The sequence below is a fragment of the Pedobacter sp. B4419 genome (genome assembly GCF_059693725.1).
The window spans coordinates 1,387,672-1,414,049 of the sequence record NZ_JCASSL010000002.1 but is presented as its reverse complement, the minus strand read 5'-3'; the positions used below and the strand labels follow the sequence as shown (position 1 = coordinate 1,414,049).

General features: G+C 42.1%; 26 protein-coding genes. 17 read left to right on the top strand and 9 right to left on the bottom strand.

The features are described from left to right. Positions 1-5 precede the first annotated feature (5 nt). The 3 genes from AC570H_RS17655 (at position 6) to AC570H_RS17645 (ending at position 3,521) form a co-directional block, all read left to right on the top strand. Positions 6-1,103: a Nif3-like dinuclear metal center hexameric protein gene (locus AC570H_RS17655; RefSeq protein WP_497357251.1), complete on the top strand. Its 1,098-nt coding sequence runs from the start codon at positions 6-8 to the stop codon at positions 1,101-1,103. After that, entirely contained in the window at positions 1,103-1,852 is a 750-nt protein-coding gene (locus AC570H_RS17650; protein WP_497357249.1) for a zinc ribbon domain-containing protein, read from the top strand. The genes AC570H_RS17655 and AC570H_RS17650 overlap by 1 nt, the downstream gene beginning before the upstream one ends. 163 nt (positions 1,853-2,015) lie before the next feature. Beyond that, the gene (locus AC570H_RS17645; RefSeq protein WP_497357247.1) at positions 2,016-3,521 is read left to right on the top strand and encodes a tetratricopeptide repeat protein; all 1,506 of its coding nucleotides are present in this window, start codon (positions 2,016-2,018) and stop codon (positions 3,519-3,521) included. 507 nt (positions 3,522-4,028) lie between these two features. On the opposite strand, the gene AC570H_RS17640 is transcribed toward AC570H_RS17645, so the two are convergent. From AC570H_RS17640 to rsfS, 4 genes are all read right to left on the bottom strand, one after another. Further along, complete coding sequence (locus AC570H_RS17640; RefSeq protein WP_497357245.1) at positions 4,029-5,099, bottom strand: 3-oxoacyl-ACP synthase III family protein; 1,071 nt, start codon at positions 5,097-5,099, stop codon at positions 4,029-4,031. A 76-nt stretch (positions 5,100-5,175) separates the two neighbouring features. Beyond that, positions 5,176-5,820 carry a LutC/YkgG family protein gene (locus tag AC570H_RS17635; protein WP_497357243.1) on the bottom strand — a complete coding sequence of 215 codons (645 nt, stop codon included), beginning with the start codon at positions 5,818-5,820 and terminating at the stop codon, positions 5,176-5,178. A gap of 101 nt (positions 5,821-5,921) precedes the next feature. Then, positions 5,922-8,006, bottom strand: coding sequence for an ATP-dependent zinc metalloprotease FtsH (gene ftsH / locus AC570H_RS17630; RefSeq protein WP_497357241.1), 2,085 nt, complete (start codon positions 8,004-8,006; stop codon positions 5,922-5,924). Positions 8,007-8,029: 23 nt separating this feature from the next. Continuing rightward, positions 8,030-8,404 (bottom strand): ribosome silencing factor, encoded by a 375-nt coding sequence (rsfS, locus tag AC570H_RS17625; RefSeq protein ID WP_497357239.1) that lies wholly within the window; start codon positions 8,402-8,404, stop codon positions 8,030-8,032. 44 nt (positions 8,405-8,448) lie between these two features. Here rsfS and AC570H_RS17620 point away from each other — a divergent pair, with 44 nt between their 5' ends. Together AC570H_RS17620 and AC570H_RS17615 are read left to right on the top strand one after the other, a co-directional pair. Continuing rightward, positions 8,449-9,219 (top strand): biotin--[acetyl-CoA-carboxylase] ligase, encoded by a 771-nt coding sequence (locus AC570H_RS17620; protein ID WP_497357237.1) that lies wholly within the window; start codon positions 8,449-8,451, stop codon positions 9,217-9,219. 14 nt (positions 9,220-9,233) lie between these two features. Continuing rightward, on the top strand, positions 9,234-9,683 hold the full coding sequence (locus AC570H_RS17615; RefSeq protein WP_497357235.1) for a protein-disulfide reductase DsbD domain-containing protein: 450 nt from the start codon (positions 9,234-9,236) through the stop codon (positions 9,681-9,683). 112 nt (positions 9,684-9,795) lie between these two features. Here AC570H_RS17615 and AC570H_RS17610 read toward each other — a convergent pair whose 3' ends face one another. Then, complete coding sequence (locus AC570H_RS17610; RefSeq protein ID WP_497357233.1) at positions 9,796-10,014, bottom strand: hypothetical protein; 219 nt, start codon at positions 10,012-10,014, stop codon at positions 9,796-9,798. A gap of 364 nt (positions 10,015-10,378) precedes the next feature. On the opposite strand from AC570H_RS17610, the gene AC570H_RS17605 reads away from it, so the two are divergent. Next, on the top strand, positions 10,379-12,076 hold the full coding sequence (locus AC570H_RS17605; RefSeq protein WP_497357230.1) for a protein-disulfide reductase DsbD family protein: 1,698 nt from the start codon (positions 10,379-10,381) through the stop codon (positions 12,074-12,076). A gap of 7 nt (positions 12,077-12,083) precedes the next feature. Continuing rightward, positions 12,084-13,067, top strand: coding sequence for a 6-phosphofructokinase (gene pfkA, locus AC570H_RS17600; RefSeq protein WP_497357228.1), 984 nt, complete (start codon positions 12,084-12,086; stop codon positions 13,065-13,067). A gap of 110 nt (positions 13,068-13,177) precedes the next feature. On the opposite strand, the gene AC570H_RS17595 is transcribed toward pfkA, so the two are convergent. After that, positions 13,178-13,501, bottom strand: coding sequence for a heavy metal-binding domain-containing protein (locus AC570H_RS17595; RefSeq protein WP_497357226.1), 324 nt, complete (start codon positions 13,499-13,501; stop codon positions 13,178-13,180). A 143-nt stretch (positions 13,502-13,644) separates the two neighbouring features. Between AC570H_RS17595 and AC570H_RS17590 the strand changes: the two genes are divergently transcribed. Continuing rightward, on the top strand, positions 13,645-16,629 hold the full coding sequence (locus tag AC570H_RS17590; RefSeq protein WP_497357224.1) for a DUF2135 domain-containing protein: 2,985 nt from the start codon (positions 13,645-13,647) through the stop codon (positions 16,627-16,629). A gap of 184 nt (positions 16,630-16,813) precedes the next feature. Here AC570H_RS17590 and AC570H_RS17585 read toward each other — a convergent pair whose 3' ends face one another. The 3 genes from AC570H_RS17585 to AC570H_RS17575 all read right to left on the bottom strand — a co-directional run bounded on the left by AC570H_RS17585 (position 16,814) and on the right by AC570H_RS17575 (position 18,987). Next, positions 16,814-17,653, bottom strand: coding sequence for an acyl-CoA thioester hydrolase/BAAT C-terminal domain-containing protein (locus tag AC570H_RS17585; protein WP_497357222.1), 840 nt, complete (start codon positions 17,651-17,653; stop codon positions 16,814-16,816). Positions 17,654-17,721: 68 nt separating this feature from the next. Further along, on the bottom strand, positions 17,722-18,285 hold the full coding sequence (locus AC570H_RS17580; RefSeq protein ID WP_497357220.1) for a Crp/Fnr family transcriptional regulator: 564 nt from the start codon (positions 18,283-18,285) through the stop codon (positions 17,722-17,724). A gap of 177 nt (positions 18,286-18,462) precedes the next feature. Beyond that, positions 18,463-18,987 carry a 5' nucleotidase, NT5C type gene (locus AC570H_RS17575; protein WP_497357218.1) on the bottom strand — a complete coding sequence of 175 codons (525 nt, stop codon included), beginning with the start codon at positions 18,985-18,987 and terminating at the stop codon, positions 18,463-18,465. 237 nt (positions 18,988-19,224) lie between these two features. On the opposite strand from AC570H_RS17575, the gene AC570H_RS17570 reads away from it, so the two are divergent. The 9 genes from AC570H_RS17570 to AC570H_RS17530 all read left to right on the top strand — a co-directional run bounded on the left by AC570H_RS17570 (position 19,225) and on the right by AC570H_RS17530 (position 26,121). Beyond that, positions 19,225-19,872, top strand: a complete 648-nt coding sequence (locus AC570H_RS17570) for a 30S ribosomal protein S16 (protein WP_497357216.1) — start codon at positions 19,225-19,227, stop codon at positions 19,870-19,872. Between the two features lie 76 nt (positions 19,873-19,948). Then, positions 19,949-20,476 carry a ribosome maturation factor RimM gene (gene rimM / locus AC570H_RS17565; RefSeq protein ID WP_497357214.1) on the top strand — a complete coding sequence of 176 codons (528 nt, stop codon included), beginning with the start codon at positions 19,949-19,951 and terminating at the stop codon, positions 20,474-20,476. Positions 20,477-20,498: 22 nt separating this feature from the next. Next, positions 20,499-21,173: a hypothetical protein gene (locus AC570H_RS17560; RefSeq protein ID WP_497357212.1), complete on the top strand. Its 675-nt coding sequence runs from the start codon at positions 20,499-20,501 to the stop codon at positions 21,171-21,173. 271 nt (positions 21,174-21,444) lie between these two features. Continuing rightward, positions 21,445-22,179: a hypothetical protein gene (locus AC570H_RS17555; protein WP_497357210.1), complete on the top strand. Its 735-nt coding sequence runs from the start codon at positions 21,445-21,447 to the stop codon at positions 22,177-22,179. Further along, positions 22,169-22,369 carry a helix-turn-helix transcriptional regulator gene (locus AC570H_RS17550; protein WP_497357208.1) on the top strand — a complete coding sequence of 67 codons (201 nt, stop codon included), beginning with the start codon at positions 22,169-22,171 and terminating at the stop codon, positions 22,367-22,369. The genes AC570H_RS17555 and AC570H_RS17550 overlap by 11 nt, the downstream gene beginning before the upstream one ends. 78 nt (positions 22,370-22,447) lie before the next feature. After that, on the top strand, positions 22,448-23,122 hold the full coding sequence (gene trmD / locus AC570H_RS17545; RefSeq protein ID WP_497357206.1) for a tRNA (guanosine(37)-N1)-methyltransferase TrmD: 675 nt from the start codon (positions 22,448-22,450) through the stop codon (positions 23,120-23,122). A 137-nt stretch (positions 23,123-23,259) separates the two neighbouring features. Beyond that, positions 23,260-23,607, top strand: a complete 348-nt coding sequence (gene rplS, locus AC570H_RS17540; protein WP_233165698.1) for a 50S ribosomal protein L19 — start codon at positions 23,260-23,262, stop codon at positions 23,605-23,607. A gap of 154 nt (positions 23,608-23,761) precedes the next feature. Next, entirely contained in the window at positions 23,762-24,988 is a 1,227-nt protein-coding gene (locus tag AC570H_RS17535) for a Glu/Leu/Phe/Val dehydrogenase dimerization domain-containing protein (protein WP_497357203.1), read from the top strand. Positions 24,989-24,990: 2 nt separating this feature from the next. Then, positions 24,991-26,121, top strand: coding sequence for a mechanosensitive ion channel family protein (locus tag AC570H_RS17530; RefSeq protein ID WP_497357201.1), 1,131 nt, complete (start codon positions 24,991-24,993; stop codon positions 26,119-26,121). The last annotated feature ends 257 nt before the right edge of the window (positions 26,122-26,378 follow it).

Below are 26,378 nucleotides of genomic sequence, written 5' to 3'. Positions count from 1 at the left end.
ATAGCATGAAGTTAGCTTTAATAACCAACTACCTTGAAACCTTAGCGCCGCTTAATTATCAGGAAGACTATGATAATTCGGGCCTGATTGTAGGCAGTGCCAACGACGAAATACATGGCGCCTTGGTGGCGCTCGATTGTACCGAGCAGATTGTTGACGAAGCCATTGCCAAAAACTGCAACCTGATCATTACCCATCATCCCATTGTATTTAAAGGCCTCAAAAAGCTGAACGGCAAAACCTACGTAGAACGCGTGGTATTAAAGGCCATCAGAAACAATATCGCCTTATATGCCATCCATACCAATTTAGATCACATGGCCAATGGCGTAAATGCCATCATCTGCAAAAAACTGGGCATTGAGCAGGCAAAAATCTTGGCACCAAAGGGAAACCTGCTGAAGAAACTGGTTACATTTTGTCCGGAAGCACAGGGAGGCCAAGTACGTGACGCGCTTTTTGGAGCCGGAGCAGGCCACATTGGCAACTACAGCGAATGCAGCTTTAATGGAACTGGTACTGGAACTTTTAAGGCAGGCGAAGCAAGCGATCCTTTTGTAGGCGAAAGAGGAAGCCGGCATAGTGAAGCCGAAATCAGGATAGAAACCGTTTTTAAGGCACAAGACGAACGCAAAATTTTGTTGGCGTTGTTAGAAAGCCATCCATATGAAGAAGTAGCTTATGATATCTACCCCATTGCCAATAAGCTCGAGAGCGTTGGCGCAGGCATGGTAGGCTGGCTGCCCTATGAAATGGATGGCCGCGATTTTTTGGCCTTGGTTAAGGAACGCATGCAGGCCAAGGTAATCAGGCACACCGCCTTATTGCCTAAAAGAATAAAAAAAGTGGCCGTATGTGGCGGATCTGGCAGTTTTTTGCTTAAAGATGCCATAGCCGCTGGCGCTGACGCCTTTATCACCGCAGATTTTAAATACCATGAATTTTTTGATGCCGAACAGCACCTCGTTATTGCGGATATCGGCCACTATGAAAGCGAACAATTTACATCTAATTTGTTGATAGAGAATATTCAAGAAAAATTTCCTAACTTTGCAATCCGTTTAACGGAGCATAACACAAACCCCATAAATTATTTCATTTAATGGAACAAACAGTAGAGCAAAAGCTAAAAGCTTTATACGAATTACAAAATCTTCACACCAAGATTGACAAAATCCGTCAGATTAGAGGCGAGTTGCCAATGGAAGTAGCTGATTTAGAGGATGAAGTAGCCGGATTAGAAACACGTATACAAAAAATCAAAGCTGAATTAGACGATACTGAAGATGCAATTGTAAACCGTAAAAACATGATCAAAGAAGCTCAAAACTTGATCAAAAAATACGAAACACAATTAAAAGACGTAAAAAACAACAGAGAATACGACGCTTTAACCAAGGAAGTAGAAATCCAAAACTTAGAGATCCAGGTTTGCGAGAAGAAAATTAAAGAGCATGGCTTCGAAATTACTTCTAAAACCGAAGTTTATGAGCAGGCCTTGGCCAATATCGAATCGAGAAAAGGCGATTTAGACGTAAAGAAAACAGAATTGGAAACCATCACCTCAGAAACTGAAAAAGAAGAACAGGGATTGTTGAAAAAAGCAGAAAAAGCAGAAACCCAAATCGAGGAGCGCTTATTGACCGCTTACAACAGGTTGAGAAACAATGCGGTTAATGGTTTAGCCGTAGTAACTATCGATAGGGATTCATGTTCAGGTTGTTTTAACCAAATTCCACCTCAACGTCAATTGGACATCCGTCAGCGCAAAAAAGTAATTGTTTGCGAGCACTGCGGAAGAATTTTGGTTGATGAAGCATTGACCCACGAATTGAGCGAAGCACAAGCATAACAAAATAGAGAAAGGCCAGATGAAAATCTGGCCTTTTTTGTAAACCCTGGTTTTGTCTGCGCAGGGCAAGATTTGGGTTTCGTTCAGTTGGATAAAAACATCGTCGGTTTTTTAACGTTATATAAAATCAGTAACTTAAATCCCTAAACCCGAATAGCGATCCATGCCCCACGCCCCAAGCATTAAAACTTCTATCAAATCTATCTTTCTTTGTTGCTGTTTAGCCCTCCCGCAATTTGTTTACGCCAGCTTTGATTTTAATGCCAACTGCCTAAAGGCCTACCAAAATATCTTTGAGCTCAAACTGGCTACGGCCCGTCAACTCATTGCCAACGAAAAAAAGGTCCATCCCAATAATTCCATTGTACCCTTGCTCGAAAACTATGTAGATTATTTCTACCTCATTACTACCGAGAGCAAGTCTGAATTTGAGCGCTTGGAAGCCAACAAAGACGGACGTATCGATCAAATCAGCGATGATGATAAATCTTCGCCCTACTACCTGTATGCCCAGGCCGAGATCAACCTGCAATGGGCGCTGATTAGAGGCCGCTACGGCTCTTATTTAACGGCAGCCAGGGAAATTAACCGAGCCAATAACATGTTGCAGGAAAACAGCAAGAAATTTCCAGGCTTTCATTTAAACGGCAAGGGCTTGGGATTGATCAATGCCGTAATTGGCGCATTGCCCGAAGGTTTTCTAAAATCAACGCTATCTACCTTTGGTTTAAAAGGCAACCTGCAAAGCGGATTGAATATGCTAGATAAATTGGCAGAAAACCTTCCAAAATCTACTTATGAGCCATTTTATGAAGAAACTATTTTCTGCTATGCCTATGTACTTTCTGATGTAGCCAGAAGTCCGCAGGCCTATGCCAAAACCATGAAATATACAGCAAGGATTGCAGACAGCAGCTTGCTCAAATCCTACCTGCAGGCCTATGTATGTACACGCAACGGCCACAATGATGAGGCCATAGAAATATTGAACAACCGGCCAACAAGTGCTTATTACCAGGCTTTTCCCTATTTGGACTACTTGATGGGTATTGCCAAGCTCAATAAGCTCGATTTTACTGCGGCAAGTTCTTTTGAACGCTTCCTGCAAAGCAATAAAGGCGTGAATTACATCAAGGATGCCAACCTGCATTTAGGGTGGATTGCGCTTTTAAAAGGCGATGAGGCGGGCTATACTGCTTATGCGGCTAAAACCAAATCCAATGGCTATACCTATCAGGAGCGGGATAAACAAGCGCTTAACGATGCCAATGCACCAGTTCCCAACAAAACCTTGCTCAAGGCCCGTTTATTGTTTGATGGCGCCTATTTGAACAAAGCCTCAGACTTATTAGGCAATACAAATGCCGATGATTATGCCTCTGCCAAAGACAAAGCCGAATATTATTACCGCTTAGGCCGAATTAATGATGATCTGGGGAAAGACGATATGGCGATTGTTAACTTTCAGAATGCCATTAACGTGGGCAGAAACCTCAAATATTACTATGCCGCCAAATCAGCCATACAAATGGGCAAGATTTACGAGAAAAAAAGCAACCCAGCTAAAGCCAAGGCGAGTTTCAATACCGCCATTGAAATGAAAAACCACGAATATGAAAACAGCATCGAATCAGAAGCGAAACAGGGTTTGAAGCGAGTGGGAGGGTAGATTGAGTCAGTAGTCCTAAGTCCTAAGTCGATTCGTCATTGCGAGCGCTGCGAAGCAATCTCTTTCTGCACGTCACCCTGAACCCCGATTCATGGTCTGTCTACCATGAGATGCCGGATCGGGGCCCGGCATGACGAATCTTTTTAGAAAAGCAAAGAAAGCATTCCATTTGATCGTTAGTCCCGCCTTTTGCTAAAGTTTTTCGCTTCGCTCAAAACTATCGCTGTCAATCGGGTTTAGGGAACAACTGGTTCTGCACAGATGTTCCATTGCACAAGCCCGAGTCAAATAGCCAAGATTGGAGTGGCATCCTTTTTTGCTCTCGAGGCAAAAAAGATAAAGCGGAAAGCTGGACTAGCTTTGATCATAGCAAAAACATTGCGCTCCAAAACGTCAGTTAATAGTTTGCAGTTCTCAGCTAGCAATTGAGGCGATTTAACGACAAAAAAACTGTGCTAATGAACGGATTAGGTGCTAACTTGTAGGTGCGGGGACCTACAAGAAGAGTTAGAATCTATAAACTACCGCATTGATGTGCATGCCTGCGCCTACCGAAGCAAATACGGCATACTCTCCGGCTCTGGCTTGATAGCCTTCTACTTTTCCGTTCATCACCAAGTCAATCAAGGTTGGAATGGTCGCTACCGAGCTATTACCCAGCCAAGAGATGGTCATTGGCACTAAATTATCCGGCACTTCGTCTAAATCATAGAGCTTGAACAGTCTTTTCATAATGGCATTGTCCATTTTGCCGTTGGCTTGATGGATAAATACTGTTTTGATCTCCGATAATGCAATTCCAGATTTATCTATAGCTTTTTTAACTACCTGTGGCACGTTGATTACGGCAAACTCATACAGCTTGCGGCCATTCATTTTAAGATAGGTATTGCCGTTCTTTTCGTCGGGGTTGTTGCTGCAGCCCATGGTGAGCAATGAAGCATAATTGGCAAAGGTTTGGCTCTTGTGGGCAATAATGCCTACCTGGTTTTCTGAATCCTGAGCTTCGAAAATAACGGCCCCGGCACCATCAGAAAAAATCATGCTGTCTCTGTCGTGCGGATCGATGATTCTTGAGAGCGTTTCTGCGCCTATCACCATTACTTTTTTGGCATCTCCACTTCTGATCAGGTAATCGGCCTGAATTACGCCTTGCACCCATCCCGGGCAACCGAAAATCAAATCGTAAGCCACACAGTCTGGATTTTCGATCTGCAGCTCCAACTTTACTTTGGCTGCCAAGGCTGGCAACATGTCTATGCGGTTGGAGTCTATTTTAACATCGCCAAAATTGTGTGCGAAAATGATATGGTCTAAGCTTTCCTTGTCTATGCCTGCGGCTTTGATCGCCCGCTCGGCTGCAATGGTTGCAAGATTGCTGTTCAACACGTGCGGGTCGGCATAGCGGCGCTCCACGATCTCTGTAATTTCGCTAAACTTGTTAATGATCTCGGTGTTTTCCTTCTCCATCTTAATTCCATTGTCGAAAAAAGAGGATTCCATAAAGTGATCACCCGAAATGATGTTGTCTGGAATATAGCTTCCTGTGCCGGTGATTACCGAATATGTTTTGTTCATCTTGCCCTTACTTGTACACTATACCATATCGGTATTTAGTATAAAAATATGATAATTTATTGAAATCAAAAATTTTTTAAGAAAAATCGTCAATTAAAAATACAAAAAGTTCTTTTGGCCCATGCGCTCCAAGCACCAATGTTTTTTCAATATCTGCAGTTCGGCTAGGCCCTGTAATGGTACTGACCATCGAAGGAATCTGGTTGCCATATTTATCTTTTAACAACTTAAATGCATCTTTTAAATCGAGTACCAATTGACCGGTTCTCGCTATTACAATATGGTGATGAGGAAATATGCTCAGGCGTCGTCCGGAAGCATGCTGATTGCTGAGCATGATAGAGCCATTTCTGGCCACTAAGGCTTCGCAAAGGGTAATTCCTACTTCGGCCATCTCAAAATCCTTGTCGGTTTCGTAAAACGGAAATTCGTAATGCTTTAATAAGGCCTGCAATTCGGGTTCCCAGCAATAGATTTTGCGCCAATTGAAACGATCGGCCAGTTCTAGGATATTTTCGATAAAGTCTACCCCGTTTTCGCAGAAGACAAAATTACCCGATACTGCGGTGAGCTGCTCGGCAAATAAGATCTCCAGTTCTTCGGTATTGGCTTTGTAAAGAGGATTTTCTTCCAAATTAGGATAGGGGTTGTCCCGCTTCTCCAGCAAGGCCTTCCTAATCTTTTTCAACATCAATTCCTTCGGCGTAATATTCTCTTTCATATCAGACGTTTCAAATGTAATTAACTTTTCTTATAAACAAAGAAGCAACCTTAAATCTCTCTAAGGTTGCTTCTTTAATTATGCCGATCGGAAAGATCGTTTTATTCTTCTGTTTTTGGAGCGATTGGCTCTACAACAGGAGCTGTGTCTTGTACCAAGCCTTCTACTATCGGTGGCGTATCGGTTCCGTTCACAAACTCATCATAAGTAGTTCTGGTGTCAAACGGACGTTTGCCCAAAAGTTCCTCTAAATCTGCTTGGAACAGGATTTCTTTTTCCAATAGTTTCTGGGCCAGTTTTTCTAGGCCATCTTGTTTTTCGATCAATAGTTTTTTGGTACGGTCGTAAACCTCATTTGACAAGTCACGAACCTCATTATCGATCAATTCGGCAGTTTTATCAGAATAAGGCTTGTCGAAGTTGTATTCATTATGTGGATCGTAGAAAGAGATGTTACCCACATTTTTGTTCATGCCATAAATTTTAACCATGCCATAGGCTATCCTGGTAATGTGCTCCAAATCGCTCAAGGCACCAGTAGAAATCTTGCCAAAAGTAATGTCTTCGGCAACCCTACCACCCATGGTCATACACATATCGTCCATTAACTGTTCGGTAGTGTATAAAAACTGCTCTTTAGGCAGGTATTGTGCATAACCTAAAGCGGCAACCCCACGTGGAACGATGGATACCTTTACCAAAGGATTGGCATGCTCTAAGAACCAGCCTGCAATAGCGTGGCCAGCCTCGTGGTAAGCCACAATCTTTTTCTCTTCTGGAGAGATGATTTTGTTTTTCTTTTCTAAACCACCAATTACACGGTCAATTGCATCTTGAAAATCCTGCATATCAACCATCTCTTTGTTTTTACGGGCAGCAATCAAAGCCGCTTCGTTACAAACATTGGCAATTTCTGCACCTGCAAAACCTGGCGTTTGGGCCGATAGTTTTTTGGCGTCAACCTCTTGCGAAGTTTTAATTGGTTTCAAGTGTACCCTGAAAATCTGCTCACGGCCAACCAAATCCGGCTTGTCGATAGAAATCTGTCTGTCGAACCTGCCTGGACGCATTAAAGCCGAGTCTAATACATCTGGACGGTTGGTTGCGGCCAAAATGATAATTCCGGAGTCGGTACCAAAACCATCCATCTCTACTAATAATTGGTTCAAGGTGTTTTCGCGCTCGTCATTGCCACCCATCATGCTGTTTTTGCCACGGGCACGACCAATGGCGTCAACCTCGTCAATAAAGATGATACATGGCGCTTTATCTTTCGCTTGCTTAAACAAATCGCGCACACGAGAAGCCCCAACGCCCACAAACATCTCTACGAAATCAGAACCTGACAACGAAAAGAACGGAACTTGTGCCTCGCCTGCAACAGCTTTGGCCAATAAGGTTTTACCTGTACCCGGTGAACCCACTAATAAGGCTCCTTTCGGAATTTTACCACCCAGGTTGGTATATTTTTTAGGGTTTTTTAAGAAATCTACGATCTCCATTACCTCTTGCTTGGCTTCTTCTAAACCGGCAACATCGTTAAAGGTGATGTTTACTTGGCTCTCTTTGTCGAACAGCGTGGCTTTTGATTTTCCAATATTGAAAATCTGGCCACCTCCGCCACCACCGCCACCGCCCATGCGGCGCATCATGAAGATCCAAAGTCCGGCAAAAAACAATAAAGGCAAAATGATATTGATGAAAATCGTGCCCCATGGACTTGATTTAGAAGTTGCTGTAATCGTCAACTGATCATTTGGAGGAATGGTTTTTTGAGATTCCTTTAAGCTGGCTTCTAACGATTTTGAATCGGTCATCACCACCTTTGCAATGGGCCCACCCTTTGAAAGCTGCAGGGCACTGTTGTTCAGGAATTTTTTATACTTGGGATCTTTATCTTTATCCTGTTTGAGGTAGATTTCTCCGGTATAGGTTTCTCCGTCTGAAGATTTGTAGCCAACAATTTGCTTTACATCTCCGGGAATAAGCATGGTTTGTTCAAATTCTTTATAAGGGATGGTTTTTACATCGCTAGAAGAGAACAGGAAATTAACAATAACAAGACCGATAATAATGGCTGCATAAACCCAAAAGATATTGAATTTTGAGCCTTTCTGTGGTTTCTTAGGAATATTGGGAATTCGCTTAATCTGTTTTGGTTTGTCTGTATTTTGGTTTTCTTTCATCTTTAATGTGTTAAGGTAATGGGCTATGCGCTCTTGTAAGAGGTGGTTTCTGCATCGCCCCATAAATCTTCAATGCCGTAGAAATCGCGCTTCTCTGTTCTAAAAATATGCACTACGACATCAAAATAATCAAGGATAATCCATTCGGCATTCTCCAAACCCTCTTTACGCCAAGGGTTCATCTGCGTTTCTTTATAAATTTCATCCTCAACGCTATCGGCAATAGCTTTTACCTGTGTCGAAGAATCGGCATTGCAAACAATAAAATAATCGGAAACCGAACTGTTAAGTTCTCTTAGATCCAAGCGCACAATGTCGTTCCCCTTTTTTTCCTGGATGCCATGAATAGCTATTTCTGAGAGGTATGTAGAAAGATTTGCGGTTTTCTTTTTTACCATTAAAAATTTTTACTTTTGATTAGCAACAAATATAACATCAACACTTGCAAAATAACACTTTTTCAACATTATTTGTTGGTCAAAATCTTATCAAATTATCGGCGGTTGATTCTACCAATAATTTTCTCAAAGAATTAGTGTCAAATTCCGAGCCATTAGCAGAGGGAACTGTAATTATGGCAGAAAACCAGTTTGCCGGAAGAGGACAGCAGCAAAATACTTGGCATGCCGAGCCCGGCAAAAACCTAACTTTCAGCGTTTTATTGCGCCCTTCTTTCCTGCCTTTGCCCAAACAATTTTTGCTTAACATGGCGGTTAGCATAGCCGTAAACAAGGTTTTGTCTGCTTATGTTCCATCAGGCATACGCATTAAATGGCCTAATGATGTTTACCATGAAGACAAAAAACTGGGAGGTATTCTGATCGAGAATACTTTGGTGGGGAGTGCCATCAAGACTGCCGTAATTGGCATAGGCCTTAATGTTAACCAACAGGTTTTTGCTCCTGAGCTGGTTCAAAAGGCGACCTCATTAGGTCAAATTTTACAACAAGATGTGAATTTAGATGGATTATTGTCAGAAATTTGCAGAGAGCTGGAAAGCTTATATTTGCAACTGCGTGCCGAACGTTATACAGAACTAAGGCAAATGTACGTTGATAGGCTATACCGGTTTAACCAGTTGGCCAATTACCGACAAAATGGCGAGGTTTTTGAAGGAACAATAAAAGGCATCAGTGATTTAGGCCTTTTGCAGCTCGAGAAAAACGGAAAAATAGTCGAGTATAATTTTAAAGAGATCGAATTTTTAACCTAGTATAACACAAAATAATGAAAAGAATAACCTTAATTTTAACGCTGGTATTATTTACTGCAGTGGGTGCATTTGCCCAATTAGAAAACCCGGTAACCTGGTCGTATGTGGCTAAGAAAACCAGTAAGACCGAGGCGACTGTTTATGTAAAAGCCACTATTGATGAAGGCTGGCACATTTATTCGCAAACCGTAAAAGCTGGCGGACCAACCAAAACGATTTTTACGTTTAGCCCATCAAAAGAATATACGTTAGTAGGCAAAACTATCGAACCAAAACCGATCAGTACCTATGAAAAAACCTTCAAAATGAACGTTGCTTATTTTGAGAATGAGGTTGTTTTTCAACAAAAAGTAAAACTGGCCAAAGGTCAAACAACGGTAAAGGGAAAAGTAGAGTTTGGCGTGTGTAACGATAAGCAATGCCTTCCTCCGGCCGAAGTAGCCTTTAGTGTGCCGGTGAAATAAATAAACGAAAGTAACAAAGAAACAAAAAGGCCTCGAATCAAATTCGAGGCCTTTTTGTTAACGTTTTTAAGCCTAAATGAAGATTTAGCTCTTTAAAAGATGTCGTCAATGTTTAATCCGAGTGATGACCAAAGCCCCAGCAGAATCCACCGGGTTGCATAGAAGCAACGTCACAACAAATTGCGCCTAAAACTGTTCCAGTTGCCATACAAATAGGCGCATGATCTGTGCAGTCAGAATGAGTGTCGCATGGTTCATAGTGTTGTGGGGGTACAGCTCCTCCAAGCACTTTTTTCATCTCAGCTTTACTGAGCAAATTCATTTTTTTCATTTTAATGTTTTGGTTATTATTAATTGGATTACAGTCAATTCATGTAGGACTGTTTGCTACAAAGACCCGAGATGATCTTAACCTTACAATAAAATTAACAACTAAGTTCTTAGAAGTAAAATAGTTTTGTCTTGAAATGCAGAATGTAAAAAAATAGAACATTTATTTGTGGTTCTTGGCTAAAGAGAGTCATAATCGCTGTTTACATATTATACTATAATTTGAGTATCCCAGTTCAATACTAGTATTTATTGAAAGTAAAATAAGGCAAGCAACCGTTTGTTAAGGTGCCCAAATAAAAAAATATGATTAACTTCACGGCCTTTAAAACCTCGCCTACCTTGAAAATTAATATGATATTACAATGAAAAAAGCAAGCTTACTATTCCTTTTAATTGTTTCTTTTTTATTTATCGCTACGCCAAATAGTTTTGCATTGAAACCGCAAACCGATACTACGGCAAACACAGCGCCTGACGATCTGCAGTTTACAACTATTGGTTCGAAAGAAGACAGTATCAAGAATAATATTAAAGCAGATACCGCGAAGAAAGACACCGTTAGTAAGACAAAGGCTGTTGCCAAATCGGTGAAAAAAGATGCAAAGCCCAAAACGCTTTGGCAAACTTTCATTGAAGGCTTATTAGGGGGCTTCTTGGCTTTTTTAATGCCATGTATTTTTCCTATGGTCCCTTTAACTGTAAGCTATTTTACTAAAAAGGCGGGGAGCAAGAAAAAGGGGGTTGGTTTGGCCGTTATTTACGGCCTCTCTATTATAGTAATTTATGTGGCTTTTGGTTTGTTGATCACCATTCTATTTGGATCGGCAAAATTGAATGAATTAAGCAGCAGTGGAATATTCAACATCTTGTTTTTTGTGCTGTTGGTCGTTTTCGCAATCTCCTTCTTTGGTGCATTTGAAATTACGTTGCCGAGCTCTTTTGTAAATAAAATAGATGCCAAGGCTGATAATAGCAAAGGACTGGGAGGCATATTCTTCATGGCCGCATCTTTGGCATTGGTTTCGTTTTCATGTACTGGCCCGATTATCGGTACGCTACTGGTACAGGCGAGTTCTAAGGGAGAAATCTTGGCACCTGCGATTGGCATGTTTGGCTTTGCATTAGCCTTAGCCCTTCCGTTTACCTTATCAGCCATATTTCCAGGGTTTTTAAACAGCATGCCAAAATCTGGCGGATGGTTAAACAGCGTAAAGGTTTGTCTGGGTTTTCTAGAACTGGCATTGGCACTAAAGTTCTTATCATCCGCAGACTTGGTTTGGCACTGGGAATGGTTTGATAGAGAGATATTCTTGGTATTGTGGATTGTTATATTTGCCATGATGGGTTTTTATTTGTTAGGAAAACTCAAATTTGCCCATGATAGCGATTTACCATATGTGAGTGTTCCAAGGCTCGTATTGGCAATAATTTCAATCGCGTTTGCAGTTTATTTGGTTCCGGGCTTATGGGGTGCTCCAGTTAAAATTTTAAGCGGAATAGCACCCCCAATGCATACGCAAGATTTTATATTAACTTCTGGGGGTGGCTCTGGTCAAGAATCCCAAGCTTCTCTCGACTTTCCTAAAAAAGTGAAGTATGCAGATGTGCTTCCTTCACCACATGGCTTTAAGGTGTTTTTCGATTTAGAAGAGGGAGTAGCTTATGCGAAGAAAGTAAATAAACCAATTATGCTTGACTTTACTGGATGGACCTGTGTTAACTGTCGTAAAATGGAAGATGATGTTTGGGTTGATGCAACAGTAGGAAAGTTAATAAAAGAAAAATATATACTGATCCAATTGTATGTAGATGAAAGAAAAGTGAAAATGCCAGCAGATAAAGTTCACTATTCAAATTATTTGAAAGGAAATACAGATGATTTGGGCAGATGGAACCAAGATTTTCAGGCAACGAAATACGGTTCAAACTCGCAACCATATTATGTATTAGCCGATCATGATTTAAACCCGCTGGTTGACCCACAAGGAGCAAATTTTAATGCTAAGGAATACGCAGCGTTTTTGCAAAGTGGTTTAGATCAATTTAAGCCAAGCAACTAAAGAATAAATGAGTACCATCAAAAATATAGGAATATTAACTTCTGGAGGTGACTCTCCAGGCATGAATGCAGCCATTAGGGCTGTGGTAAGAGCAAGTTTATACCATAACCTCAAGGTAACCGGCGTAATGAGAGGTTATGAAGGCTTAATCCAGGCAGATTTTATGCCTATGGATGGCAAGTCTGTAGCCAATATCATCCAGCGGGGAGGTACCATTTTAAAAACCGCCCGCAGCGATGCCTTTAGAACAAAAGAAGGCCGTGAACAGGCCTACAAAAACCTTGTAGAAAGCGATATCGATGCATTGGTCGTAATTGGTGGCGATGGAACTTTTACAGGAGCCGATCTTTTTTCTCGGGAATTTAGCTTTCCGGTAATTGGTTTGCCAGGTACCATCGACAACGATTTGGCCGGAACCGATTTTACCATCGGCTACGATACCGCCATTAATACCGTAGTCAATGCGGTAGATAAAATCAGAGATACCGCCGAATCACACGATAGGTTGTTTATTGTAGAGGTAATGGGCCGAGATTCAGGCTTAATTGCCCTGCGTAGTGGCATCGGTGTGGGTGCAGAAGCGATCTTGATTCCAGAAGCTAAAATTGGCGTAGAAGACCTCGTGGTTCGCTTAGAAAATGGCCGTAAAGACAAGGCTTCCAAAATTATTATCGTAGCAGAAGGCGATGAAGTTGGAGGGGCTTATAATGTTGGTGAAGCATTAAAGACTAAATTTCCGAATTACGATATCCGGGTTTCGGTTTTGGGGCATATCCAACGTGGTGGCAAGCCGAGCTGTATGGACCGCGTATTGGCCAGTCGCTTAGGCGTAGCTGCGGTAGAGGGCTTGTTAGAGGGTAAAACCGACGTAATGGCTGGACAAATTAACCGTGAGATTGTATTTACTCCATTCTCGCATGCCATTAAACACTTGGATGCAGAAAAAATAACACCAACCTGGTTAAGATTGGCAGAAATCCTGTCCTTATAAAAGAACATATTCCAAACTACAGATTAACAGGTTGTTTGGCGCTTAGCGTTTGGCGTATTGCGTTTAATGAATCGTCAAACGCTTGTCGCTTAACCCTTAGCGCCAAATACTTAATCCTCTAGCACAACGGCTGTTCCGCTGGCGGTAACCATCAGCATGCTGCCTCCGCTTCCTACGGTTTCGTAGTCTAAATCAACACCAATAATTGCATTGGCACCCATGGCTGCAGCATATTGCTGCATCTCGTTTACGGCGGTGTTTTTGCCTTCGCGCAACACCTGCTCGTAAGAGCCGGAACGGCCGCCCACGATGTCGCGGATGCCCGCAAATAGATCCTTAAAAATATTGGCACCAATAATGGTTTCGCCGGTTACAAGGCCGATGTATTTTACAATTCTCTTGCCTTCTATGTTGTTTGTGGTTGTAATTAACATTTTCTTTTAGGTTTTGTATTTCGATGCTCAAGAAGCAGAAATGTTACAAAATAGCGCTTCGGAATAACGCCGGCAAGAGCCTGCTCAAAAAAAGATTTATGCAATTTGATTTGGTTTTGCATCCATACTAAAAAAGCAAAGCCATGAGACTATTTAAACTTTTTCTGCTCTTCGTTTTATTTTCATCTCCATTTTGGACTCTTGCCCAAATGCCTGTGATGAAAGTAGGTTCGGCCATAGAACAGCCGGTTTCCTTAAAAAAACTTGACATAACGGTGCAATTGGTGGGCAACATTGCCAAAACCACCATGACCATGACCTTTTACAATAACAGTGCACGTGTTTTGGAGGGAGAACTTACTTTTCCAATGCCCGAAGGACTAAGCATTAGTCGTTATGCGCTTGACATCAACGGAAAAATGCGTGAGGCTGTTCCGGTAGAAAAAGCCAAAGCTACAGAGGTTTTCGAAAGCATTGTGCGCCGAAGGGTTGATCCCGGCCTGCTCGAAAAAGTGGAAGGCAATAATTTCAGGACGAAAATCTATCCTATTCCTGCACATGGATCTAGAACCATTATACTAGGCTATGAAGAAGAGCTCAAACTAGGCGAAAATAGCACCCTGCGTTACCATTTGCCATTGTCTTATCCAGAAAAAATAGCCGAATTTTCGTTAAGTACAACCATTTTCGAAAGCATAGCCAAGCCAGAATTTACCGAAGAGCCTGATGGCAGCCTTGACCTAAAAAACATGGGCAATACCTACATGGCGACGTTGAAGAAAACAGATTTTATTTCGAAAAAAGGCTTAACCATCAACCTGCCTAAAAAGGCCAACCTGCCCGAAGTACAGATGCAAAAAGCCAGCAACGGCTATTATTTTTTGGTCAATGTTTTTCCGAAACCTGGCAGCAGGCTACATCAATGGAGCAATGAAATTGGCCTGATTTGGGATTGTTCGCTTAGTGGTTTGCAACGCGATCTAAAAAAAGAATTCGAGCTTTTAGACCTCCTAATTAAACAAAGGCAGAACCTGAGCATCCGTTTAGGCCTATTGAACAACACGTTTAGCAATGCAGGAACTTTTACAATTAGCAATGGCAATTGGTCGGCATTGAAAAGCAGGTTGGAGAAAATAGTGTATGATGGCGGCACCAACTTTAGCAGCATCAACGCCAAAACCTTGCCCGCAAACGAATACCTGTTTTTTACTGATGGTCTTTCTACTTTTGGTAAAAGCACGGTAGCATTGAACAAGCCCACCCATGTGATTAACTCTTGCTTAAAGGCAGATTACAGCACGCAAAAGTACATCAGTTTAAAAAGCGGAGGCAAGTTTGTTAACCTCAATACAAACAGCGCCAAGGATGCGTTTGAACAACTCAATGAAGACCAATTGCAGTATTTGGGCATCAAGAACAATACAGAAGTGCGCCAAGCCTATCCTTCTTTGCCGGTAAATGCCGGCGGACATTTAGCCGTGGCAGGAATCCTGAGCGAATACAGCACCAAAATCATTTTGCAATATGGCTATGGCCGTACGGTGGTAAGCGAACAGGAAGTGCGTTTAGATCCTAATGCACAACCCTTGAGTCGTGTAGATGTAAGCAGGATTTGGGTACAAAAAAAGATTGCCGAAATGGATATCCAATACGAAGCGAACAAAGATGAAATAGGCCGATTAAGCAAACAATTTGGCATTGTAACCCGAAATACCAGCCTCATTGTGTTAGAAACGCTTGATGATTATTTGAGGTATGATATTACGCCACCTGCCGAACTGCGCAAGGATTTTGATATGGCAATGAAACAAAGACGGGAATCGATTTTGGAACGTAAGACAGACCTGATTGAAGATGCAGTAGCCATGAGCAAAGAATTGAAAACATGGTGGAATACCGACTTTTCGAAGCAGCGCAAACCGAAGCAAGAAGAATTTCCTAGACCTGTTGTAGCAGAAGATCGTGTAGTTGAAATGGCAATGGCTCCACCTGTGGTTCGAGACGAAAGGCAAAGAGCTGATCCGGGACAAAGAGCCATGGATAGAAAAGAGAGAGAAAGCAATTCGCTTAGCGAAGTGGTGGTTACGGCGTACGCAACACAGGCCAAGCGATCTGTTGCAGCTTCTTCGACCACGATTTCGGCAAATGCCTTGCAAGGCAGAGTTGCGGGCGTTCAGGTTACAGAAGACAAGGCCCCGGTGGCAGAAGAGCAACCTACAATTGTCTTAAAGGAATTTAAAAGCGATAAAGACTACATGAAGTCCTTAACGGGTAAGCCAGAGGAAGCCTATCAAAAATATTTGCGCTTAAGGGAAAACTACCTGAATACGCCAACTTTCTATTTTGATGTAGCCAATTGGTTTTATCAGCAGGCAGACAGTACAAGGGCCTTAAGGGTGCTGAGCAACATGGCCGAACTTGAACTGGAAAATGCAGACCTATATAAAGTAATGGCCTATAAACTCAAACAGACCCATAATTATACGGCTGCACTTTTCATTACCGAAAAGGTTTTGCAATGGAGGCCGATGGATGCGCAAAGCTACCGCGATTATGCCTTGGCCTTGGCAGATGTAGGTCGCTACCAGGAAGCACTTAACAATTTGTATAAGGTGCTCACCCAAAGCTATAATACACAAGCTGCGAGCAGAGATGACGGAATTGAAGAAATCATCATCGCCGAAATTAACCAGTTGATCACTAAACACGGCAAGCAATTAAGTACCAAGCAGATCGATAAAAGGCTAATCCAACCTTTGCCAGTAGATATCAGGGTGGTGCTCAACTGGAATAAAAATGATACCGATATTGATTTATGGGTGACCGATCCCGATGGAGAGAAATGTTATTACAGCGATCCAGAGACAACGATTGGGGGCAAAATGAGCGATGATTTTACAGCAGGTTACGGTCCAGAACAATTCATGCTTAAAAAAGCTATTAAGGGGAAATATAAAATCGAAGTGAGCTATTATGGCGATAGCCAGGTTACGGTAAGCGGGCCAACTACGGTAACCGCCGAAATCTATACCCGTTACGCCACAGGCAAGGAAGAACGCAAACTGATTGTATTGCCTTTAGCCGCCAGCAATAGATATGGAAATTTAGTGGGAGAGTTTGTTTTTTAAGGAGGTCAATTCGTGTTTTGTTAACCCCCCGGTCTTCGACAACCCTTCTAAAAGAGGGAATTGAATAAGCCATTATCCTCCTTTGGAGGTGTAAAAAATGAATTCGGATTTATTAAATAGCGCATTAAAAGAGTTTGGGTTTTAAGTTTGGGGTGAATGGTCGGAGATTTATTTCCGGCCATTATTATTTGAAGTTTTTGGCCAAGAAATCGAATACCAAATCGAAATGTTTTAAGGGTTCGCTATGCCCGCCAGCTAAGGCTACATGCTGATAAGGGAACTTGAATTTTTCCGCTTTGAGACGTGCGATCATGCTTTCGGCCATGGGTTGCGAAGGACAGATTTCATCCTGCGTAGCAGAGAGCAATAAAACGGGACCGTTAATCCGCTCCACTTTAATCAGGGCCTTTTGTACGGCGGCAGTGTCTTTTAGCATGGCCATAAAGGCAGCTCTTAAATCTCTTTTCATCAAAAAAGGCACACTTTCTTCATTTACGGGTACAAAAGGCAATTCTTTGCCCTCGAATGTCCAGGCCGAAGTGCTAAAGTGCATGGTATGCCCAGGAAAGGCAACATGGCTTGGCATCAAGCCGATCACGCATTTGATGTCTTTAAAATAGCTGCCGATCAACAAAGCCAAATCCGCCCCGCGCGAGCCTCCTACAATGGCGATTTTTTCTTTGTCAATTGCGGGGTTTTGGCTGGCCAGCACAATAGCATCGTGTACTTTGTTTATCGCAATTTTGTTTAAGGTATCGGGAGCTCCTGGCGCATTAAAGTAGCCGATGGCTAAAAAGGCATAACCCTTTGCCAAAAATTGGTCGCGTGTTTGTTTCCAATGGTCGCTGGCCCAGGCATTGCCGCCTTCGGAGCCACCTAGGCCTACGATTAAAGGCTGCTTGTTGCCTTTGCCCAAAAAAAGTTCGGCATCAACCTGCGGACTGCTGAGTTTTTGGGCATAAGCCGCGGAAGATAAAATCAATAGCCCTAAAAGCATTGACCTGATAAAAATGATTTTGCTCATGTTTGGTTAGCATTGTTTAGCCAAAGATGGGCTGCTTTTATCTTTTTCTATTTGACATAGATCAAAAACTACTTTTCGGCCCTTACCCTGCTCAAGGTTTCTTGGGTAATGCCCAGGTAGGAAGCCACCATGCCCAACGGAATGCGGTGATAGATATCGTGGTAGAGCAAACAGAAATGATCGTATTTTTCTTTGGCACTGGTAAAACGCATGGAGGTAATCCTTTCAATGATCTGGCCGAACAAGCTGCCCATTGACAAACGTGCATAGCGCTCCATTTCTGGAAAATGATCAAACAGATAGCCTAAATCGTTAATGTCTATGTAAAATACATCGGTATCTTCAATGGCATCTATGTAGTAAATATCCAATTTGCGCTGCATAAAGCTGCGGGGCGAGTTGGTCCACTCTCCTGTGCTACAAAAATACTCGCTTACCTCTTTGCCGTCTTTATAAAAATAGGTTCTTAAAATGCCTTTCTGGATAAAGTAGCTTCGGGTACAGATTTTATCGGCATCATGCACCATCTCGCCCTTTTTAAAGGATTTGATATGGATTCGAGTCGTGATTTCCTGCTTTAGCGCATCGCTCAGCTTAATGTATCGGCTAAAATGTGCTATGATTTCTTCCATCTCAACCAAAAGTAGCGAATTAAGAACGAAATACAGTTTGCAGGTTGTAGCTGGCAATTCACTATCCACGATACCTGTCATCCAGAGCGAAGCGAAGGATCTGTACTTGACATAGATTCCTCGTAAACTCGGAATGACAAATTTTTATAGCGTTCTAATGGCTAATCAACCAATGGACTAATGAACCAGTAACTTATCCAAAACCTGCGACCAGTTATCTACCCTTTCGTACTCGGTAACTAACAGGTTGTGCGGAGAAGTAAACAAAAGCGGACGGCCTTTAAAACCCATAAAGTTTTTGATCCTGTCGTCTATCATCACATCTACATTTACGATTTTATCGCCACAAAAGATGATATTTCTCCAGCTGATGAAAGGAAAATGCTCATTCAGCCAATCGAGCTTGTCTTCTAAAGAATTGCGGAACTCCATGGCGGCCGAAACGATATAAACTTCATGCTGTTCCTGTAGCCTTTTTACGGCTTCTACGCTTCCTTCAATTACTGGCAGGTTTCTGAAAAAGCCTTTTTCGTTAATGTAGTCGAACCATTTGTTGTTGATGTGCTCGGGCACGTGATGGTAGATTTCGTTGCCGGCATCTAATTTCAGGTCTAGCGGAATACCGTAGTCGCGATTGTAGAGTTCTATAAATTTGTGGATGGGATCGGCAAGGACTTCGTCCATATCTATGGCTATCTTCATGGCTCAAAGATGCTTAAAACGGATTAGAGTATTGTTAGCTGAATTTAAAATTTAGTTCCGCGTTATGCGTTTTGGGTATGTAGATGGCGTTCATCGCGGAAGCCAGACTTTTGGACTATTGACTTCGGACTAAGGGCTTTCTCATTAAACTTGCTAGTTATTAGTATTTTACTTACCTTTGCCTCCCCGCAAGCACGGTGCTTCCGGGAACTATGTTGAATACATAAACTTAAAAGAATGGCAACCAAAATCAGATTGCAAAGATTCGGTAAAAAAGGGAAACCTTTTTTCCACGTGGTAGTAGCGGATTCTCGCTCACCAAGAGATGGTAAATTTATTGAGCGTTTAGGTTCTTACAACCCGAACACCAATCCAGCCACCATCGAAATCGATTTCGAAAAATCATTAGACTGGGTAAACAAAGGTGCACAACCTACTGATACTGCCCGCGCTATCCTTTCTTACAAAGGTGTTTTGTACAAAAAACACTTAGAAGGTGGTGTTAAAAAAGGCGCTTTAACCCAAGAGCAGGCAGATGCTAAATTTGCAGCTTGGTTAGAGTCTAAAGGTGGTAAAATCGAAAACAAAAAAGAAAACTTGAGCAACAGCAAAAACGAAGCTAAAAAAGCAGCTTTAGCTGCTGAGGCTAAGAAAAATGCTGATCGCGCTGCAGCTATCGCATTGAAAAATGCACCAGTAGCTGAAGAAGTTGTTGAAGAAGAAGTAGCAGAAGAAGCTCCTGTAGCGGAAACTGCAACCGAAGAAACTCCAGCAGTAGAAGCAGAAGTTGCAACTGAAGAGGCTCCAGTAGCTGAAGCAGCGGCAGAAGAAGCTCCAGTAGCTGAGGCAACTCAAGAAGAAACAAAAGAAGAAGACAAAGCATAAGCATTGTTCTATTCTGATAGATAGCGAAGAACTGCAAAGTCCTTCGCTATTTTTTTAACCCCCACACCCATTCGCCATGCTAAAAGAAGAGGCATTTTATATCGGATACATTACCAAAACCAAAGGATTAAAAGGCGAGGTACAGCTTTATTTCGAGTTTGAAGATTATGAACAGCTAGACCTCGACGTGCTTTTTATAGACATGAACGGCAAGCTGGTTCCATTTTTTGTAGCAGCCCATAAACTGCAGACCAACCAAACCGGAACCTTTTATTTTGACGATGTAGACCATATTGACAAAGCCCAGCCTTTGGTGAAGAAAAAGGTTTACATGCCCCTGAGCAAAAAGCCTGAGCGCGAGGACGACGAATTCTACTACACCGACCTGAAAGGCTTTATCGCCATTGACGAAACCCTGGGCGAGCTGGGCGAAATCATCGAGGTTAACGAATATCCGCAACAGTTTGTCGCAACCGTTCATTACAAGAACCGTGATGTGCTTTTTCCGCTCAATGAAGATTTTATTGTTGAAATAGACGACGAAGAAAACACCTTGCACCTCGATTTGCCAGAGGGATTGCTGGATATTTATTTGGGTAATTAAAACCCTGCGGCTATCTTTAGGCATGATGAGATTTTTAGTCGCATTTGCTCTGATAGCCACTTTTTGCTTTGGTTGCAATAACAACGAAAACGTAAGAAGGATTACCTTGGATTCTTTGGTTGAAGACAAGCCTGCGCCAAAGACCGAATCGCCAAAAGACAGCATCATTGTAAAAGAGCAACCTAATTCTCCGGCAAAAGATTCTATAATGTTGGTGGCAAGCCGGGTGCTTCAAAGCCTCAAAAGCAAAGACTATCGCTCCTTCGCCAGTTATTTTCATCCCAAAGAGCCTGTGCTCTTCTCGCCTTATGGCCACATCAATGCAGCCAATAGCAAGAAATTGTTGGCGAAAGACTTCCTCGAATCGATTGAGAAAAACTGGACCTTAACCTGGGGCGTTTATGATGGCACCGGCGAATCGATGAAGATCAAAGTCGTTCCCTATATCGAAAAATTCATCTATGATGCCGATTACCTCAATGCCAAGCAAAGCGCATTTGATCAAGTCATCAAAAAAGGCAATTCCTTAAACAATCTTTCCGAGGTTTTTCCGAACCTACATTTTGTCGATTATCACATCGATGGAGTTGATCCGCAATACAACGGAATGGACTGGCGCAGCCTGCGTTTGGTTTTCAAAATGTACAACAACGAATATTATGTAGTGGCTATAATCCACGATCAGTGGACTATTTAAGCTCTTTTGTAAAATATTTTAATCTTTTTGTAAATTAAACTTGACATTAATGTCAATTATGCTTTACATTTGTTCAAGCAAGCTTGATATAATTGTTGTTTAACTCAAAAAAATTAAGGTGATGAAAAGTAAATATCTGTTTCCAACATGGGGTAGCTGGGTTGGATACTTGTTAGCCATCCCTGGCTTTGTTTTGGGCTATCTTAATATCATTCAAAAATATGAGATCCCCGGTTTTGGCCTTCGGATTCGGGAACAAAACCGAATATTTATGCCAGCCTTTGAGAATTTTACCAACGAATTGACCATCTTTTTGGTTATTGTTGGCCTGCTCCTTATCGCTTTTTCTAAAAGCAGGCGCGAAGATGAGCTGAATGCCAAACTCAGGCTTAACGCATTGTATTGGGGTGTAATGACTTATTATCTCTTTTATTTTGTGGGACTGGTATTTAGCCTGAGTGTAGGAGAAATCCCCTTTATTGGCGATCACGCTTCAGAGCTTAATCTCTTTACGCCACTTGTTATTTTTATTGGCCGGTTTTATTACCTCAAGTATGTGAAGAAAGACGGTTACCTGATCAGCAAGCCAAGGTTTCTGCCTCATACGCCATTTAGATTTATAGGTGTTTTGCTGTCGCTGGTTTGTTTTGTGCTAGTCATCCTCTTTGTGTTTTTCGATTCCCTAAAGAAATGGGAAGATGTGGCTGGTCCCATCAGTTATTTGGGCTTGTTAATCGGGTTGTTGCTATGGGCATTTTCGAAAAACCAAACAGAAGACGAGATGCTGATGCAACAGCGATTGGAAAGCCTGCAACTGGCGGTTTACGTTAACTGCGGCTTGTTACTGGTCGCTAATGTGTTGCTTTATTCGCTTAGCTTTTTATATTTTATGCTATTTGCACAGGTTTCTTTATTGCTCTATTTTGTGCTCAGGATGGAATATGTGAATTATAAAAATAACAGGTTGTTAAATGCTACAGATGGAGGAATAAGCCATGAAAAATAATATAAGAGTACAACGCGCGATAAAAAATATTACCCAAGCCGAACTGGCCGATCTGATCCAGGTTTCGAGGCAGACCATCAATACCATCGAATCTGGAAAATACGTGCCATCAACGGTACTCTCCTTAAAGATGGCCAGGGTTTTTGAGAAGCCGGTTGAAGAGATTTTCGAGTTGGAAGAGGGAGATTAATTGAGTTTGGAGTGGTGAGCTTGGAGTTTGATCGGCATCCGGCTCCCAACTCCCAACACAAAACTCTATATTTGCCCCATGCGTTTCGATATCATTTCTGTATTGCCCGATTTGTTGACCAGCCCTTTTGCCCACTCTATTCTGCAGCGCGCTCAAAAAAAGGGAATCGCCGAAATTGTGGTGCATAATTTAAGAGACTATGCCACCAACAAGCAAAAAAGCGTAGACGATTATCCTTATGGCGGCGGCAGCGGCATGGTAATGAGCATCGAACCTTTTGCGGCCTGCATAGAGAAACTGCAAGGCGAAAGAACTTATGATGAAGTGATCTTTATGAGTCCGGATGGTGAAACGCTGAATCAGACCATTGCCAACAGCCTTTCCATCAAGCAAAACATCATCATTTTGTGTGGCCATTATAAAGGCATAGACCAACGCATCAGGGATATTTATGTTACCCGTGAAATTTCTATTGGCGATTACGTACTTTCTGGAGGCGAACTGCCGGCTGCGGTTTTGGTAGATGCGATTACGCGGTTAATTCCGGGTGTACTGAACGATGAAACCTCAGCTTTGTCAGACAGTTTTCAGGGTGAACTATTGGACGCTCCTATCTATACCAGACCTGCCGATTGGCGTGGACATAAAGTGCCCGATGTGCTGTTGAGTGGACACGAGGCGAAGATTAACGAGTGGCGCCATGAGGAGGCCTTGAAGCGTACCGAACAACGCAGGCCCGACCTGTTGAAATAAGCCTCTAAAAATGTGGAAAAACCACAATTTGTTAGAAAATAAATTATTTTTAAACTTCGCTTTTATTTTTAAAATAAAATGTCTAATATTGCAATCCGATTTTGAAGAACCAAAAATCGGCTTAATAGCTTAAAATCATGGATTTAGTAAAATTTGTAGAAGAGCAGGTAATCGCGAAAAAAGAACTTCCTTCTTTCAAGTCAGGAGATACAGTGAGTGTTCACTATAAAATTCGCGAAGGAAATAAAGAACGTATTCAGATTTACCAAGGTGTTGTAATCCAACGCAACAGTGCTGGCGCAAACGAAACGTTTACTGTTCGTAAAATTAGTAATGGAGTAGGTGTTGAGCGTATCTTCCCTGTAAACTCTCCAAATATTGATAAAGTAGAAGTTAACGGTTACGGTAAAGTACGTAGAGCTAAATTGTTCTATCTACGTGAACTAACTGGTAAAGCTGCCCGTATCAAATCTTTAAGAAAATAATTAAAGTAAATAAAAAATATAACCTTCACGATTAGCTTCGTGGAGGTTTTTTTGTTTATATCTTTGCCGCACCAAATCATAAATCGAAATGAACCGTTAGGGGCAATTTTTTGAATGCTCCTGATCGTTTCATCCACAAAAAAAGATGAACCAGATGAAAGAACTGTTAAAAAAATACGAAGAGAAACAACCTGAAATTGTTTTCGAATGGAAAGATAAAGAATCGGAAGCCGAAGGATGGGTAGTGATCAACTCTTTGCGTGGCGGTGCGGCCGGTGGTGGTACGCGTATGCGCAAAGGCTTGGATAAACGTGAGGTAGAATCGTTGGCCAAAACAATGGAGGTTAAGTTCACCGTGTCTGGTCCGCCAATTGGTGGCGCAAAGTCGGGCATCAACTTCGATCCGGCCGATCCGCGTAAAAAAGAGGTATTGGAACGCTGGTACAAGGCGGTAATGCCTTTGCTAAAAAGCTATTATGGTACCGGTGGCGACTTAAATATTGACGAAATACACGAAGTTATTCCCATTACCGAGGGTTACGGCCTATGGCATCCTCAGGAAGGTGTAATCAACGGACATTACCAAGCCAGAGAAAACGAACGCATCCACCAAATTGGCCAGTTGCGCTATGGCGTTTCTAAAGTGCTCGAAGATTTAGAATATACGCCAGACATCAAAAGGAAATATAAAGTGGCCGATATGATTACCGGCTACGGTGTTTCCGAATCGATCAGGCATTTCTATGAAATCTGGGGTGGAGCTATTGCCGGTAAAAAAGCCATCATCCAAGGTTGGGGCAACGTAGCGGCCGCCGCTGGATACTACCTGGCGCAACAAGGCGTTAAAATTGTAGCCATTATCGATCGCGTTGGTGGATTGATCAAGCCGGAAGGTTTTAGTGCGGAAGAAGTAAAGGAATTGTTCAACAATCGGGTAAACAATACCTTAGTTGCCGACAACCTTATTCCTTTTGCCGAAGCAAACGAGCAGGTTTGGAACGTAGGTGCCGAAATATTTGTGCCTGCTGCGGCTTCTAGGCTGGTGCAACAGGCAGAGGTTGACCAAATGATCAAAGGAGGTTTAGAAGTGATCGCCTGTGGCGCCAATGTGCCTTTTGCCGATAAGGAAATCTTCTTTGGCAGCATTATGGAATATACCGATAACAACGTTGCCGTAATCCCCGATTTTATTGCCAACTGCGGCATGGCCAGGGTATTTGCCTATTTGATGCAGCGCAACATAGAAATGAGCGATGACGCGATTTTTTCAGATGCATCTTCGATTATCAACAATGCATTAAAGGCTATTTACGCTACATCGAACAAAAAAACGAATTTATCGAGCACTGCATTTGAAATTGCATTGAAACAACTAGTATAATAATGAACAGCGAATTTTTTGGACAGGTTTTTTGGGGCAATACCATTCAAGCTTATTGCCTTTTTGGTGGAATTCTTTTGCTTGGGCTTTTGTTCAAGCGGATTGTTTCGAAGTTGCTCAGCCAACTCCTGTTTAGGCTGTTCAGAAGATTTGCTGACGAAGTAAAAATAGATACGTTTATTGCGTTATTGCTTAAGCCAATAGAAACTTTTATAACATTGGTTTCGCTGTACCTGGCCGTTAATCAGTTAAAGCACCCGCTCGATGTAGGCTTTTGGCACTACCAAAAAGTAGTAGACAAGGTAAAGGTGGCCCAGGTATTTACAGTTGGAGAACTGTTCGATAAGATCTTCCTTTTCTTGATTATCCTGTCGTTCTTTTGGATCATTTTAAGGATCATCGACTTTGTGGCGCACGTATTTATGTACAGGGCCATGAAATCGAACAACAGGGCCGACGACCAGTTGGTGCCTTTTTTAAAGGAACTGTTTAAGTTCATCGTTTATTTTATTGGCTTCTTTGTATTGCTGGGCTACGTTTTCGAAGTCAATGCATTGAGTTTGATTACCGGTTTGGGCATTGGCGGTATTGCCATTGCATTGGCGGCCAAAGAGAGCCTCGAAAACCTGATTGGTTCTTTTACCATTTTTATGGATAAGCCCTTTACCGTGGGCGATTTGGTGAAGGTTGATGGCGTAGAAGGAACCATAGAAAAAGTAGGATTCAGGAGTACCGTATTGCGCAGTACAGATAAAACGACCATCATTATACCCAACAGGGCCATGATTGATGGCGTATTGGAGAACATGACCCGCAGAAACTACCGCAGGGTAAAATTCAATATCGGCATTACCTACGAAACCGATTCGGAAATGATCAAGAAAATTGTGGCTGATATCAACCAGTTTTTAAAAGACAATCCGCATACGACCGATGGAGTGGCTACCTTTGACAGTTTTGCTGATTCGGCATTGAATATCCAGATTTTATACCTGGTAGAGAACATCGAATTTAACGACTACCTTAAAATTAAGGAGGATGTTAATTTTAAACTGATCGAAATCGTGCATCAATATGGATCTGATTTTGCTTATCCAACACAGCGTACAGTAGGCGATACACCTAAGAAATAAATGGTCATTAGTCATTGGTTCATTAGCCATTGGTTCATTGCTGATTAGTCATTGGTAAACTGAAAACTGCAAACTGGAAATTTTCTTGTAACGCAGGCCTTAGGTTTTGCCCTATTAAGCAACAACCCGTCATGCTGGCTGACTGGCCCCCCAAAGAGGAAAGCATAATGCCGATACAAAGCGGTTTACGAAAAAACCCCTCTAGATTTTACATCGAGAGGGGCTTTTTTATAAGGATTTGTCATGCCGAACATCGA